The 14,565-nt window shown below is 73.6% G+C and carries 10 protein-coding genes; 2 read left to right on the forward strand and 8 right to left on the reverse strand.

Going from position 1 to position 14,565, the window contains the following annotated elements; translation table 11 throughout:
- Position 1: 1 nt before the first annotated feature.
- From AQJ66_RS38370 to AQJ66_RS22350, 7 genes are all read right to left on the reverse strand, one after another.
- Positions 2–175: a hypothetical protein gene (locus AQJ66_RS38370; RefSeq protein ID WP_107119006.1), complete on the reverse strand. Its 174-nt coding sequence runs from the start codon at positions 173–175 to the stop codon at positions 2–4.
- Between the two features lie 432 nt (positions 176–607).
- Positions 608–2,116, reverse strand: a complete 1,509-nt coding sequence (locus tag AQJ66_RS22325) for an SDR family NAD(P)-dependent oxidoreductase (protein WP_061925135.1) — start codon at positions 2,114–2,116, stop codon at positions 608–610.
- 675 nt (positions 2,117–2,791) lie between these two features.
- The gene (locus tag AQJ66_RS22330) at positions 2,792–4,135 is read right to left on the reverse strand and encodes a wax ester/triacylglycerol synthase family O-acyltransferase (protein ID WP_061925138.1); all 1,344 of its coding nucleotides are present in this window, start codon (positions 4,133–4,135) and stop codon (positions 2,792–2,794) included.
- Positions 4,136–4,292: 157 nt separating this feature from the next.
- Positions 4,293–6,614, reverse strand: a complete 2,322-nt coding sequence (locus AQJ66_RS22335) for a GH92 family glycosyl hydrolase (protein WP_061925141.1) — start codon at positions 6,612–6,614, stop codon at positions 4,293–4,295.
- 126 nt (positions 6,615–6,740) lie between these two features.
- Positions 6,741–7,961 (reverse strand): glucose-1-phosphate adenylyltransferase, encoded by a 1,221-nt coding sequence (gene glgC / locus AQJ66_RS22340; RefSeq protein WP_061925145.1) that lies wholly within the window; start codon positions 7,959–7,961, stop codon positions 6,741–6,743.
- 51 nt (positions 7,962–8,012) lie between these two features.
- Complete coding sequence (gene glgA / locus AQJ66_RS22345; RefSeq protein WP_079060348.1) at positions 8,013–9,173, reverse strand: glycogen synthase; 1,161 nt, start codon at positions 9,171–9,173, stop codon at positions 8,013–8,015.
- Between the two features lie 40 nt (positions 9,174–9,213).
- On the reverse strand, positions 9,214–9,975 hold the full coding sequence (locus AQJ66_RS22350) for a (2Fe-2S)-binding protein (protein WP_061925351.1): 762 nt from the start codon (positions 9,973–9,975) through the stop codon (positions 9,214–9,216).
- A 229-nt stretch (positions 9,976–10,204) separates the two neighbouring features.
- Here AQJ66_RS22350 and AQJ66_RS22355 point away from each other — a divergent pair, with 229 nt between their 5' ends.
- A complete protein-coding gene (locus AQJ66_RS22355; protein ID WP_167359178.1) occupies positions 10,205–11,440 on the forward strand; it encodes a DMT family transporter in 1,236 nt (411 codons plus the stop codon).
- Here AQJ66_RS22355 and AQJ66_RS22360 read toward each other — a convergent pair.
- Positions 11,430–12,683 carry a transglycosylase family protein gene (locus AQJ66_RS22360; RefSeq protein ID WP_061925148.1) on the reverse strand — a complete coding sequence of 418 codons (1,254 nt, stop codon included), beginning with the start codon at positions 12,681–12,683 and terminating at the stop codon, positions 11,430–11,432. The genes AQJ66_RS22355 and AQJ66_RS22360 overlap by 11 nt on opposite strands.
- A 307-nt stretch (positions 12,684–12,990) precedes the next feature.
- Between AQJ66_RS22360 and gndA the strand changes: the two genes are divergently transcribed.
- Positions 12,991–14,430: an NADP-dependent phosphogluconate dehydrogenase gene (gene gndA, locus AQJ66_RS22365; RefSeq protein WP_061925150.1), complete on the forward strand. Its 1,440-nt coding sequence runs from the start codon at positions 12,991–12,993 to the stop codon at positions 14,428–14,430.
- Positions 14,431–14,565 lie beyond the last annotated feature (135 nt).

Consider the following 14,565-nt stretch of genomic DNA (forward strand, 5'->3'; position numbering starts at 1 on the left):
GTCAGTCGACGCTGGGCAGGATGTGCGGCTCGGCGAGGTCGTCCTCGTAACCCGCCAGGCGGATCGGCGCGGAGCGCGCCCACACGTCGAGGCTGCCGAGTTCTCCGGGCCGGCGGCCCGCACCCTCGGTGCGTTCCGTGGGGCACTGTTCGCGTTTCGTCTTCTCCGGTGTCACCGCGCACTCCTTATGTGTCGGGTCACCCTCGGGCCTGCCGGACAGCCTGCGGTCCGGCACTCGTCACCCGCTCGGGTCTGGATGGAAAACCAGTTCGGACGCGGTGGCGCCGGTGCTTCGTGCCGGAGCAGGCCGATGTGGACCGGCCCGCCCGGGACGGATGGTGGGTGTGGGTGGGACCCCGTACTGCTGTCCGTCCCCCTCAGATTAACCAAATGAGCGGACACCCGCTCGATAGGGAGTGCAAACAAGATGTAACTATCGGAGGTCAGCCGCGCTTCAATAACGCCCAATATGGGGCCGATTGCCGCAAAGCGCATCACTCACGTGCCGAACGAATCACCCGCTCGGCCTAGCGGGCCGAACGGGTTTTCGAGTCTCTTGGGTAGCGTCTCTCCTGCCTGACGGATCGCCAGGAGCCGAGCCCCGCGGTCACCACTTGCCCGGCGCGTAGTCCTTCAGGAAGACGCCGTACAGGTCCTCGCCCGCCTCGCCGCGCACGATCGGGTCGTACACGCGGGCCGCGCCGTCGACCAGGTCGAGGGGGGCGTGGAAGCCGGCCTCGGCGAGGCGCAGCTTGTCGTAGTGCGGCCGCTCGTCGGTGATCCAGCCGGTGTCCACGGAGGTCATGAGGATGCGGTCCGTCTCGAACATCTCGTGGGCGCTGGTCCGTGTCACCATGTTCATGGCGGCCTTCGCGGCGTTGGTGTTCGGGTGCCCGGCGCCCTTGTAGCCGCGGTTGAAGACGCCCTCCATCGCGGAGACGTTGACGACGTACGCGCGGCCGCCGGCCGCCTTCCTCGCGGCGTCGGCCATGGCCGGGCGCAGCGCGCTGATCAGGATGAACGGCGACGTGTAGTTGCACAGCTGGGTCTCGAGCAGCTCGACCGGCGAGATCTGGTCGATGGTCTGCACCCAGGTGTTGGTGTCGACGACGTCCGGGACGAGCCCGCCGGCGTCGATGGCGGTGCCGTCGAGGTGCCGGGCGATGCTGGCGTTGCCCGCGACGAGGGCGAGGTCGGCGACCTTCTGCGCGTCCAGGCCGCTGGTGCCGAGGGGCAGCGCGGCGATGCCGTCGACGGCGCCGGAGTTGAAGGCGCCGATGACGTGGTGGGCGGGGAGTTCACCGGCGGGCAGCGGCGCGCTCTCGCCCTCGACCAGGGCCGCGTAGGCGGAGGGCAGACGGCGCACGGTCTGCGTCGCGTTGTTGATCAGGATGTCGAGCGGACCCGCCTCGGTGACCTGCTCGGCCAGGGCCACGGCCTGCGCAGGGTCGCGCAGGTCGATCCCGACGACCTCCAGCCGGTGCAGCCAGTCCGCCGAGTCCTCCATCGCCTTGAACCGGCGGATGGCGTCCTTCGGGAAGCGGGTCGTGATGGTCGTGTGGGCGCCGTCGCGCAGCAGCCGGAGCGCGATGTACATGCCGATCTTGGCGCGGCCACCGGTGAGCAGGGCACGCTTGCCGGTGAGGTCGGTGCGGGCGTCGCGCCGGGCGCGGTTCTCGGCGGCGCAGTCCGGGCAGAGCTGGTGGTAGAAGTAGTCGACCTCGACGTACCGCTGCTTGCAGGTGTAGCAGGAGCGCGGGCGCTGGAGTATCCCGGCGATGCGGCCCTCCTCGACCTTCGAGGAGGGCAGGACGCCCTCGGTCTCGTCGTCGATGCGCTCGGCGGAGCCGGTGGCGGTGGCCTCGGTGACCGCGCGGTCGTGGGCGGTCTTGGCGGCGCGGCGCTCCTGGCGGCGGCGCTGCTTGACCGTACGGTAGATGTGCGAGGTCGCCCGGCGCACCATGACGGCGTCGGGGTGGTCGACGTCGAGCCGGTCGAGCTCCTCGAGCACGCTCAGGCAGACGGCCAGCCGCTCCGGGTCGATACCGGGCCCGTAGACCACGTCGTCCACGGACGCGGCGTCCATGGCCGCCGAGCCGTCCTCTGTCACCGTCATCGCGCTGCCGCTTTCCCTGATCACCCGCGCGGCGCTCCGACCCGCGCCCGCCACCGAACGCGGAAGTCTACGGAGCCTGCGGCCACAGCACCAAACCCGGGCCCTGGGGAAGCGGCTGCGGCTGCGGCCGGGGGCGGTGGCCGCGGGTCGCCGACGCGGCGGGGTGGATCACGAGCGGCCTGTGGGGGGCCTCGCCGTCGGCGGCTGCGGGGGCCGGGCCGCGAAGGATGCCAGACCACGGCACCGCCTGAATACGCCGCGTGCGGAGCGGTGCCACACCGGCGCCGGCCAGCCACCCGCACCCGCCGAGAAGGCGGCGCGCCCGCGTCCCACCGCGGGTGTGCGGATGAGGTCGGCGGGCACCCTCGTGGAGGCCGGGCGAGAGCGTGGTCACACCGGCGCCTCGGCCGCCCACGGCGGGCAGGTCCGGTGCCGGCCGTCCCCGCCGACGCACCCGGAAGAACCCCGCACCAGGGGCCCCCGGCGGCGGTCGACGGCGCGGCCGCCGCCCCGGCACCCTCTCGCGCCCCCGCGCCCCGCGCGAGAGCGCGCGCCCGCGGGACCCGCAGCCCCAGCCGTCAACCGCGACGCCACCTCGCCGCAGGCCACCCGCACCAGGCGGCGGACGCCGCACGGGTGCGGGCGGGAGGCCTGAGCCCGACCGGGAACCGCCGCTCAGCGGTCGCAGACCGCCAGCAGCAGCCTCACCTCGTCCGACACCGCCCGGGCGAACACGTCGAGGTCCGGTACGGCCTGCGCGTCGGCGACCAGCCCGTAGTGCACGCGCCCGCGGTACGTCGAGATGGCGACCGCGAGTGCCTGCCCCGGCGCCAGCGGGGCCAGCGGAAACACCTCCGTCAGCTCCTGGCCGCCCAGCCGCAGCCCGAGCCCCGGCAGCGGGACGCTGGTGACGAGGATGTCGAACCAGAGCCGCGCGGCCTGCCCGACCAGCGGCCCGCCGAGCCGGTGGCCGAGCGCGGGGACGTGGTCGGCCAGCAGCGCCACCGCGCCGGCGCCCCGGTTCGGCCCCGCGTCCTTGTTGCGGAGCATCCCGGTGCGCACGGTGTCGAGCCGGCGGACCGGGTCGGGCTCGTCGACCGGAAGCCGTATCAGGTAACCGGAGAGCCGGTTGCCCTGTGGGTGCGCGGTGCGCGGACGGCGCCGGGAGACCGGGATGAGAGCGCGCGGCGCCACACCCTCGCTGCCGTCGCCCCGCTCGTCCAGCCACCGGCGCAGCGCACCGGCGACGACGGCGATCAGCACGTCGTTGACCGTGCCGCCGGCGCTCTTGCGGACCCGGTGGACGTCGTCGATGTCCAGCACGACCCCGGCGGTGCGCCGGGTCCCGCTGGGCGCGGAGGTCAGCGCGGAGGACGGGCGCATACCGAGCGTGGACCGCGCGAGGGAGGCGCCGATGTCCAGGGCCCGGCCGACGTCGGACAGCGCGCCCCTGACCAGCCCGGGCACCAGGCCGGGCAGTCTGCGCACGTCGGACAGCACGTCGGTGAGCAGCCCGCGCGGCGGCTCGACGGCCCGGGGGGCGCGCTCGGGCAGCTCCACCGGATCGAGCACCCCGGCGGCCAGCTTCAGGGCGCGCAGGCCGTCGGCGAGGGCGTGGTGGAACTTGAACAGCACGGCGAACGAGACACCGTCCTCGCCGGGCAGCACGTGCGCCTCCCACGGCGGCCGGTCGCGCTCCAGCGGGCGTTCCATCAGCCGGCCCGCGACCGCGTGGAAGTCGGCGGTCGGCGCGTGCAGCCGCACGTGGTGGAGGGGGTCGAAGTCGGGGTCCGTCTCGCGGGTGGCGCCGCCGAAGGCGAGGGGCTGCCAGACGTCCCGGATGCGCATGCGCAGGCCGGGCACGGCGGCGGCCCGGGACGCGAGCAGGTCGGCGGCGTGGGCGCCCGCGGTGGGCGAGTGCGCTCCGAAGACGCCGAGCGCTCCGAGGTGCATCGGGTGCCGGGCGGACTCGATGTTCCAGAAGGCCAGGTCGAGAGGTGCGAGCAGGTCGGAAGTCAAGGGGGTGCCTCGCGTCGACGACGGATGGATTTATGCAGTCAATCCCTGCGAACCGATTACGGTCAAGTACGATCGAGCTACGCTCAGTTAACTCCAGATTAAGTCCCGCCCCCGGGAGATCAAGGGGAAAGGGGCGGGACTCAGGGGATATCCGAGGTCACTTCAGCACCGGAGGTGCCGCTTCGGGTGACGTACCCCACTCGGACGGGCGCGGGCCGACCGTGAAGTCGACCGAGCGCAGCCGGCGCAGCGCACCCGTCGTCAGGTAGGTCCGGGCGTGCGGCCTGCCGTCCGTGCGGACGGCCTGGACGTACCGGTCCGTCGCCGTGGTGCCGGGAGCGGTGACCGTGAGCCGGCCGCCCGGCCAGAAGCGGCGGTCCAGGGTGAGGTCGACGCGGTCGAAGACCGGTGTGGACAGTCCCCAGGTGTCGTATCCGGGCTGGATCGGGAAGAGCCCGATCGACGCCAGCACGTGCCAGGCGGACATGGTGCCGAGGTCGTCGTTGCCGGTCATGCCGGTGGGCCCGTCGGTGAAGAGGGTGAGGGCCGCGTGCACGACGTCCGTGGTCTTCCAGGGCCGGCCGGTGGCCAGGTAGGTGTAGGGCGCGATGAGGTCGGGCTCGTTCATCGGGTTGTACTTGTCGGCGTTGTAGTAGTCGTACGCGTCGCCGTGCACCCACACCTCCCGCGCGGTCCCCGCGGGGTCGGCGAGCAGCCGGTCGTAGGCGAAGAAGGCGTCCAGGCGCGCGTCGGCCGCGCGCTTGCCGCCGATCAGGCCGATCATGCCGGGCAGGTCCTGCGGGACCAGCCACTGGTACTGCCAGGCCGTGCCCTCGTGGAAGCCGGGGCTGCGCGCCGGGTCGGGCGAGCCGGTGAAGGCGCCGGAACCGTCGCGGGGGCGGAAGAAGCCGGTCGAGGGGTCGAAGACGTTGCGGTAGTTCTGCGCACGGGCGGCGTAGCGGGCGGCGTCCTCCGGGTGGCCGAGACCGCGGGCCATCTGGGCGAGCATCGCGTCGGCGAGGGCGTACTCCAGGGTGACGGAGGCGCCGTGGTGGTAGTCGGAGTCACCCATCTTGGCCAGGGGGCGGTTCCAGATGTAGGGCGCGAAACCGTGCGCGAGGTACTCGCCGTTGGCCTCCCGGCCGATACCCGGGTAGCCGGCGGGCGGCACCCCGTCGGCGTTCTTCCTCAGCGCCCGGTACGCCCTCTCCTCGAACCCCTTGAGCAGGCCCATCTGGTAGGCGGTGGTCAGGAACGGGGTGACCGGGTCGCCGCTCATCACGTTCGTCTCCACCGGGCCGTAGCCCCACTTGGGCAGCCAGCCGCCGTCCTCGTCGACCCGCACCACCGACCGCGCCATGTCGCGGGCCTCGCGCGGCGCGAGCAGGGCGAGGAGCTGGGCCTGGGTGCGGTAGGTGTCCCACAGGGACCAGTTCTGGTAGTACGTGAAGCCGCGGGCCCGGTGGATCCGGCGGTCCCAGCCGGTGTAGCGGCCGTCGGCGTCGCTGCCGGTGTTCGGCGCGAGGAACGAGCGGTACAGCGACGAGTAGAAGGCGCGGCGGCGGACCGGGTCGCCGCCCTGGACGCGGACGCGGGCGAGCCGCCGCTCCCACTCCTCGCGCGCCCGGTCGCGAACCGCCTCGAAGGACCGGCCGCCCTCCGCTTGCAGGTTGAGGGCCGCGCCGCGCGCGTCGACGTACGACAGGGCGGTGGTCGCCTCGACCGTGCGGTCCCTCGTCGTGTCGAAGCGGACGTAGGCGCCGCCGCTCCCGGTGCGGGCGCCCGGGGTGACGTCCCGGCCGGTCCAGGTGCCGTAGGCGGTGAAGGGACGGTTGAAGCGGGTGATCGTGTGGACGGTGTAGGGGCCGGTGTCGCGGCAGAAGCCGTGGCCGGTGACGGTGGTGCGCACGGTGTGGTCGTCGAGGACCTCGACCGTGCTGGACACCGGCTTGTGCAGCGCCTGGGCCGCGTTCAGCAGCACGTTGGCCCGGTCGGTGGCCGGGAAGGTGTAGCGCTGGACGCCGGTGCGGGCGGTCGCCGTCAGCTCGGCGCCGATCCCGGAGTTCAGTCCGACGCGGTAGTAGCCGGGGCTCGCCTCCTCGTTCTCGTGCGAGAAACCGGCGGCGTACCGGGCGTAGTCCGTCTGCGTGACCTCACCCGTGGTGGGCAGCACCGGCAGGTCGCCGCCGATGCGGCAGCCGACGCCGGAGAGGTGGACGAGGGAGAAGCCGCGGATGCGGTGCTGCGTGTAGTCGTAGCCGGTGTTGTGCCCGGTGTCCGGGGAGAGCTGCACCATGCCGAAGGGCACGGCGGCGCCGGGGAAGGTGTTGCCCTCGTTCTGGCTCCCGATGAAGGGGTTGACCAGGTCGGTGAGGTGGCCGTCGGTCCGCTCGGCGGCGCGTGCGGACGGGGTGGCGAGCAGCGTGGACGCTGCCATCACCCCGGCCAGGCACAGCCGTGTGCGCCGGGTCCCTCTCATGTCGGATGACCTCCGAAGGTTCGACATCGTTGCCTGCATCGTGGCGGGCGAACGAGGTGAACCCGGGCATTCCGGGAGGGAGGGGCGGAACGCGTCGCGGGGAACGTCTGTCTGAGGGGGCGTCGGTCAGGGCACCCGCTGCCCCTTGCCGAGGGCGATCACGCCGCCCTTCGAGACGGTGTACAGCTCGGCGTCGCGCTCCGGGTTGACGCCGATCGTCGCGCCGGGCGGCACCTCGACGTTCTTGTCCAGGACGGCGCCGCGCACCACCGCGCCCCGGCCGATGTGCACGTTGTCGTGCAGCACCGAGCCCTGGACGACCGCGCCCGGGTCGACGCGCACGCCCGGCGACAGCACCGACCGGGTGACCTGACCGCGGATCAGGCAGCCGGCGCTGATGATGGACTCGCTCGCGATGCCGCCCGCGTTGAAGCGGGCCGGGGAGAGCTGGTACGAGTGGGTGTAGATGGGCCACTGCCGGTTGTAGAGGTTGAAGGCCGGGCGCTCGGCGATGAGGTCCATGTGCGCCTCGTAGTAGGCGTCGAGCGTGCCGACGTCCCGCCAGTAGCCCTGGTCGCGGGTGGTCTCGCCGGGTACGTGGTTGTCGCTGAAGTCGTACAGCTGCGCCTCGCCGCGCGCGGTGAGCTGGGGCAGGATCGAGCCGCCCATGTCGTGCACGGACTGGCCGTCCTCGGCGTCCCGCTGGAGCGCCTCGACCAGCGCCTTGGTGGTGAAGATGTAGTTGCCCATCGAGGCGAACACGCACTCGGGGTCGTCCGCCAGTCCGGGCGGGTCCGCGGGCTTCTCCAGGAAGCGCTCCACGGTACGGCCGTCGGAGCCCGGTGTGATCACCCCGAAGGAGGACGACTCCGCGCGCGGCACCCGGATGCCGGCCACCGTCACACCCGCGCCGCCCTCGATGTGCCGGCGCAGCATCTGCCGCGGGTCCATGCGGTAGACGTGGTCGGCGCCGAACACGGCGACGTACTCGGGCTGTTCGTCGTACACCAGGTTCAGGGACTGCAGGATGGCGTCCGCGCTGCCCAGGTACCAGCGCGGGCCCAGGCGCTGCTGGGCGGGCACCGGGGTGACGTAGTTGCCGAGCAGGCTGGACATCCGCCAGGTGGTGGTGATGTGCCGGTCCAGCGAGTGCGACTTGTACTGGGTCAGCACGCAGATCCGCAGGACGTCGGCGTTGACGAGGTTGGACAGCACGAAGTCGACGAGCCGGTACGTCCCGCCGAAGGTGACCGCCGGTTTGGCGCGGTCGGCGGTCAGCGGCATCAGGCGCTTGCCCTCGCCGCCCGCCAGCACGATCCCGAGAACCGAAGGCCCACCACGACGCATGGCCGCTCCCCTCACCCTGGTTGAAACCATGGATGCCCCGCGCGGGCCGGACTAAGCCTGTTTGACGATCTCCTCGTACAGCCCGGCCGTGCGCCGGGCCACCGCGTCCCAGCCGAACTCGCCCACCGCGCGCTCCCGTCCGGCCTCCCCCATGCGCCGGGCCGCCTCCGGGTCGCCGAGGACGGTGTCCAGCGCGCGGGCGAGGCCCGCCTCGAAGGCGCCCGGGTCGTCCCCCGCGTCCACCAGCAGCCCGGTACGGCCGTCCGCCACGACCTCGGGGATCCCGCCGACCCGGGAGGCGACTACGGGGGTGCCGCAGGCCATGGCCTCCAGGTTGACGATGCCGAGCGGCTCGTACACCGACGGGCAGACGAACACGGCGGCGCGCGTCAGGAGCTGGATCACCTCCGCGCGCGGCAGCATCTGCGGGACCCAGAACACGCCCGCCCGGACCCGGCTCAGCTCCTCGTACAGCTCGCGGAACTCCCGGTCGATCTCGGGGGTGTCGGGGGCGCCCGCGCACAGCACCACCTGCGCGCCCGGATCGATGTCCCGTACGGCGCGCAGCAGGTGGGGCACGCCCTTCTGGCGGGTGATGCGGCCGACGAACAGCACGTAGGGGCGGGTCGGGTCGATTCCGTGCCGGACGAGGGCGTCGGTGCCGTGGTCCGGGCGGTACAGGTGGGTGTCGATGCCGTTGTGGACGACGTGGACCCGGGCCGGGTCGAGTGCCGGGTAGCAGGCGAGGACGTCCTCGCGCATGGCCCCGGACACGGCGATCACCGCGTCGGCGGCCTCGACCGCGGTGCGCTCGGTCCAGCTCGACAGGGCGTATCCGCCGCCGAGCTGCTCGGCCTTCCAGGGGCGCAGGGGCTCCAGCGAGTGGGCGGTCACCACGTGCGGGACGCCGTACAGCAGCTTGGCGAGGTGGCCCGCGAGATTGGCGTACCAGGTGTGGGAGTGCACCAGTTCGCGGCCCTCGAGGGCGGCGGCGATGGAGAGGTCCACGGAGAAGGTGCGCAGCGCGTCGTTGGAGCCGTCGAGCACGGACCAGGGGCGGTGGCGTACGACGCCGACGCCGCGGCCCTCGCCCCAGCAGTGCACCTCCAGGTCCACCAGGGGCGCCAGCTCCCGGGCGAGGAACTCCACATGGACGCCCGCGCCGCCGTACACGTCCGGGGGGTACTCCCGGGTCAGCAGTCCCACACGCACCCGACAACCCCCTGGTCTCGTGGGCAGGTTCCCCTCATGGTCACCCAGATACGCCGCGCGGGGAAGAGCGCGGCGGCCGGGTGAAGCAGCAGTCGCCGCAGACTCCCCCACCGGGCACCCGGTAGTACAGGCAGCAGCTGCGGCGGCGGAAGGCCGTGCCGGAGCGGGTGCCGGCGGTGCGCAGGAGGGGGTGGGCGAAGAGGCCGTCGGTGAGGGCGCGGGCCCGGTCCGCCACGTCGCCGCGGCCGGCTCCGCGGGCCCAGCGGTCCAGTTCGCGGGCCGCTCCGGCGAGGGCCGAGGCCGCGTTGCCCCAGAGCAGGCCGGGCGCGACGCCGTGACGGGCCCTCAGGGTCTCCCCTAGGGGGACCAGATGGCCGTGCAGCACGCCGTCCGCGAGCGTCGCCGCGTCCCCGGGCCGCGGGCGCACCCCGGTCAGCCACAGGTCGTCGGGTGCGGTGGCGGCCGGGTCCCAGCGCAGCAGCCGGGGGTCGAGGTCGGGCAGCCGGCCGTACAGGGACGCGCAGGCGAGGGCCACGGACCACAGGCGGGCGGCCAGGCCCAGGTGGCCGATGGAGGCGGCGACCCGCTGCTCACCTGCGCGCAGCCGGGCGCCCACGGTGGCGACGCGCTCCGTCAGCGCGTCGCGGTGGACGTCCCGCGCACCCGCCGCGTAGACCTCCGCGAGGGCCTGCACCGCGCCGGGCGGCGGCCCGGCCGGGTCCGCAGCGGTGCGCAGGACGAAGAAGCCGCCGAGCGGGCGGAGGGCGGCGAGGCCGGGGTCGAGGTCGGAATCGAGGTCCACGGGGAGCACTCCTATCAGGCTCCGCGGCGGCCCGGACCCCGGGGTCTCCACCCTGGGACGCCACCCTTGGGGATGATCGGTTCGTCCGCGTACTCCATCGGCAGTAGGACCCATGGCGTGCTCAGGGACGACGACTCGGAACAGGTCGAGCGGGCAGAGTGTTCGCCATGAACGCCGACCGTCCGTCACGCCGGGCCCAGGGGTCCCGCCTCACGCAGAGGAGTTGCCGATGAGCGCCCTCGCGTTGTCCGTGCTGCTGTCGTTCGTCTCCGCCGTCGCGTACGCGGGCGGGGCGATCGTGCAGGAGCAGGTCGCGGTCTCCTGCCCCGACGGGGCGTACCTGCCGCTGCGCCGGGCCGGCTGGTGGGCGGCGCTGGCGCTGAACGGCCTCGGCGGTGTGCTGCACGTGGTGGCGCTGGCCTGCGGTCCGCTCAGCCTGGTGCAGCCGCTGGGCGCGCTGACCATCGTCTTCGCCCTGCCCCTGGCGGCGCTGTTCGTCGGCCGCAGGGCCGGGGGGGCCGCCTGGCGCGGCGCGGTCATGGCCACGGCGGGCCTGGCCGGCCTGCTGGCCCTGGTCGGCTCGTCCGGCGCGCACTCCCTCGACGCGGCCCAGCGCGCGGCCCTCGCCCTGGTCACCGGCGGGGCGGTCGCGGCGCTGACGGCGGCGGGACTGGCCGCGCACCGGCACCCGGCGGTGCGCAGCGTGCTGCTGGCCACCTCGTCCGGCATCGCGTTCGGCATGTCCTCGGTGTTCACCAAGACCGTCGCGGTCGACTGGAGCAGCGGCATCGGCCTCGGCGAACTGTCCTCCCTCGCGGCGATCGCGGTGTTCTCGGCCGCCGGCGTCCTGCTGTCCCAGGCGTCCTACCGGGGCGGCGGCCTCGCCGCACCCCTGGCCACGCTGACGGTGGTCAACCCGGTGCTCGCCGCCGCCGTCGGCATCCTGATGTTCGGCGAGACGTTCCGCCACGGCACCACGGGCACCGCGCTCGCCCTCGGCTGCGGGGTGGTGGCCGCGGGCGGTCTGATCCTGCTGACGACGGAGCGGCTCGACCCCACCGCCGCGTCCGCGGAGCCGGTGGCGCGACCGGGGTCGCTCGGGGCGCTGCCGCAGCCCCGCGCGAGCGTGGAGACGGAGCGGGCGGACGCGGTCGTCGCGGCGGCGGCCGAGAGGGGCGAGTCGCCGATGTCTCGGGAGGACCGGGTGCCCGCCTTCGACGACGTGTTCGGGACGGCGGCCGGCGAGCGGCGGGCGTCGGCCCCGGACGGCGTGTTCGAGCCGTCCGCCCCCGCGTTGGAGCCGGTGCCCGCGCTCGACGGCGTGCTCGCCGCGTCCTGCGACGGCGTCCGGGAGGATGCGGCCGGTGACGTGGCGGCCTTCCCGGTGTCGTACGTCCCGCTGTGCGTGGGTCTCTGCGCGCCGCTGCCGGTCCTGGACCGGCAGCGGACCTACGTCAGATTCTGACGCCGCCGGCCCGGAGGTAGGCGATCGGGTCGATGTCGCTGCCGAAGCCGGGCCCCGTCCGCACCTCGAAGTGCAGATGCGGGCCGGTGACGTTCCCGGTGGCCCCGGACCGGCCGATGCGCTGGTCCCCGGCGACCCGCTGCCCGGCCCGCACGGCGATGGCCGAGAGGTGGCCGTACTGGGTGTACCGGCCGTCGGCGTGCCGGATGACCACCTGGTAACCGTAGGAACCGCCCCAGCCGGCGGCCACGACCTCGCCGGCGGCCGCCGCCCGGACCGAGGTGCCGGTGGGCACGAGGAAGTCGATGCCGGTGTGGTAGCCCTTCGACCAGTGCGAGCCGCCCACGTGGTAGCCGGTGCCGATGGGGGCGTGGACCGGAGCGACGAGCGAGTGCCCGCCGGTGTGCACCCGGTGCGGGGAGGTCTTCCGCTCCGAAGGCGCCTTCTTCTTCTGGGAGTCGGGCTTCTTGGGGGCGTGCGTCTTCGGGGCGTGTGTCTCGGGGGCGTGTCTCTTCTTCGGGGACGCGGTGGTGTGGCCGGTGTGCGTGCCGGGCGGCGCCGGTGCGGCGGTGGCCCGCAGGCTGAGCCGCTGGCCCGGCAGGATGAGGTCGGGGTCGGAGCCGATGACGGAGCGGTTGCCGGCGTACAGGTGCCGCCAGCCGCCGTCGACGTGGTGGGTGCCGGCGATGCCGGAGAGCGTGTCGCCGTGCACCACCGTGTACATCTCGGCCCTGCCCGCGCGGGACTGCGGGGTGGTGTGCGGCTGCACGTCCCGCACTTCGCGCACCTCGCGCACGTCCCGTGCCGGACCGGTCTTCGCCGGGCGGGACGTGGCGGTTTCCGTGTGCACGCCGGGGGCGGCGCCGCCCGGGGTCAGCCCGGCCCGTACCGAGCACACCGGCCAGGCTCCCGGGCCCTGGCCGTCGAGGACCCGCTCGGCGACGGCGATCTGCTGGTCCCGGGTGGCGAGGTCCGCGCGCGGCGCGTACCGGGTGCCGCCGTACGCCTCCCAGGTGGACCGGGTGAACTGCAGCCCGCCGTAGTAGCCGTTGCCGGTGTTGATGTTCCAGTTGCCGCTGGACTCGCAGGCGGCGACCTTGTTCCAGGTCGACGCGTCGGCCGCGTCGGCGGTGCCGGCGACGACGAGCGGGAGGGCGAGGCCGGCACCGCCCGCCGTGACGGTGAGCGAGGCGCGGTTGATCCTGTTGGGCTGGTACCGGCGGTGCCGGCCGCGTACGGCCATGTCCGAAGTCCCCTCGGCATGCGTCAGGAGCGGCAAAAGTAAGCGCCGCGAACTGGCCATGACAAGAAGGAAAACCGGCCTACCGCCGCCCCAAGTGGCCGGGAAGAAGCCTTCCTTGGCGTCTTGCCCGGTCCCTTCCCCGACGGGGCCCGGCCGGTGAGCGGCGGCCACGCTGAGGCGGCGGGCGCCCTCCGTGCGTACACATGCCTGGCGGGTCGGATGTGCGCTCGCCGTAGCGGCACGCCAGGATGGGCGAGGAACCGTACTGACGGAGCCGTAGTCACGACGCAGCTAGGGAGCAGGCGGTATGAGCACTTCAGCGCAGATCGGCGTCACGGGCCTCGCGGTCATGGGCCGCAACCTCGCCCGGAACTTCGCGCGCAACGGCTACGCCGTCGCCGTGCACAACCGTACGGCATCGCGGACGCACGCGCTGATCGAGGAGTTCGGGCACGAGGGGGACTTCGTCGCGGCCGAGACCGCCAAGGAGTTCGTGGAGGCCCTGGAGCGCCCGCGCCGGCTGGTCGTCATGGTCAAGGCCGGTGAGCCGACGGATGCGGTGATCGAGGAGTTCGCCCCGTTGCTCGAGCCCGGTGACATGATCATCGACGGTGGCAACGCGCACTTCGCGGACACCCGGCGCCGCGAGAAGGCGCTGCGCGAGCAGGGCATCCACTTCGTCGGCATGGGCGTCTCCGGCGGCGAGGAGGGCGCGCTGCACGGGCCGAGCATCATGCCGGGCGGTCCGAAGGAGTCGTACGACTCGCTGGGCCCGATGCTGGAGAAGATCTCCGCGAAGGCCGCGGACGGCGCCCCGTGTGTCACGCACGTCGGCCCGGACGGCGCCGGTCACTTCGTGAAGATGGTGCACAACGGCATCGAGTACGCCGACATGCAGCTGATCGGCGAGGCGTACCAGTTGCTGCGCGACGTCGCCGGCTACTCCCCCGCCCAGATCGCGGACATCTTCCGCACCTGGAACACCGGGCGCCTGGACTCCTACCTGATCGAGATCACCGCCGAGGTGCTGTCCCACGTGGACGCGGCCACCGGCAAGCCGTTCGTGGACGTGGTGGTCGACCAGGCCGAGCAGAAGGGCACCGGCCGCTGGACGGTGCAGATCGCCCTCGACCTCGGGGTACCGGTGTCCGGCATCGCGGAGGCCGTCTTCGCCCGCTCCCTGTCCGGGCACGCGGCGCTGCGCGAGGCCTCGCGGGGGCTGGCGGGGCCGAAGGCGTCGCCGATGGGCGAGTCGGAGGCGGCGGCCTTCGCCGACCGGGTCGAACAGGCACTGTACGCCTCCAAGATCGTCTCCTACACGCAGGGCTTCCACGAGATCGCCGCGGGCAGCGCGGAGTACGACTGGGACATCGACCTCGGCCGCGTCGCCTCGATCTGGCGGGGCGGCTGCATCATCCGCGCGGCCTTCCTGGACCGCATCCGCGCCGCCTACGACGCCCGCGCCGACCTGCCGAGCCTGCTGTCGGACGAGACGTTCGCCCAGGAGATCGCGGCGGCCCAGGACGACTGGCGCGAGGTCCTGATCGCGGCGACCCGGCAGGGCGTGCCGACACCCGGCTTCGCGGCGGCGCTCGCGTACTACGACGCGCTGCGCGCGGAGCGCCTGCCGGCGGCTCTGACCCAGGGGCAGCGGGACTTCTTCGGGGCACACACCTACCGCCGGGTGGACCGGGACGGCGCGTTCCACACGCTGTGGGGCGGGGACCGGTCGGAGGTCTCGGCGTAGCGGGGCGGCCGGGCGCTGCGGTCGGTACGGGGGCCGGGTCTGCTGCCGGGGCGGCCGCCGGGTCCGGCGAGGCCGAGCCCGGCGGGGTCCTCGACGTAACGGGGCGGCCGGGTGCCGCCGGTCGGTAAAGGGCCC

The organism is Streptomyces bungoensis, assembly GCF_001514215.1.
Taxonomy (GTDB): domain Bacteria; phylum Actinomycetota; class Actinomycetes; order Streptomycetales; family Streptomycetaceae; genus Streptomyces; species Streptomyces bungoensis.

What these genes read in the sequence shown, in the direction of transcription:
- AQJ66_RS22325 (WP_061925135.1), bottom strand. Translation starts at nt 2,116, where the DNA reads ATGACGGTGACAGAGGACGGCTCGGCGGCCATGGACGCCGCGTCCGTG.
- AQJ66_RS22335 (WP_061925141.1), bottom strand. Translation starts at nt 6,614, where the DNA reads ATGAGAGGGACCCGGCGCACACGGCTGTGCCTGGCCGGGGTGATGGCA.
- glgC (WP_061925145.1), bottom strand. Translation starts at nt 7,961, where the DNA reads ATGCGTCGTGGTGGGCCTTCGGTTCTCGGGATCGTGCTGGCGGGCGGC.
- AQJ66_RS22355 (WP_167359178.1), top strand. Translation starts at nt 10,205, where the DNA reads ATGAGCGCCCTCGCGTTGTCCGTGCTGCTGTCGTTCGTCTCCGCCGTC.
- AQJ66_RS22360 (WP_061925148.1), bottom strand. Translation starts at nt 12,683, where the DNA reads ATGGCCGTACGCGGCCGGCACCGCCGGTACCAGCCCAACAGGATCAAC.
- gndA (WP_061925150.1), top strand. Translation starts at nt 12,991, where the DNA reads ATGAGCACTTCAGCGCAGATCGGCGTCACGGGCCTCGCGGTCATGGGC.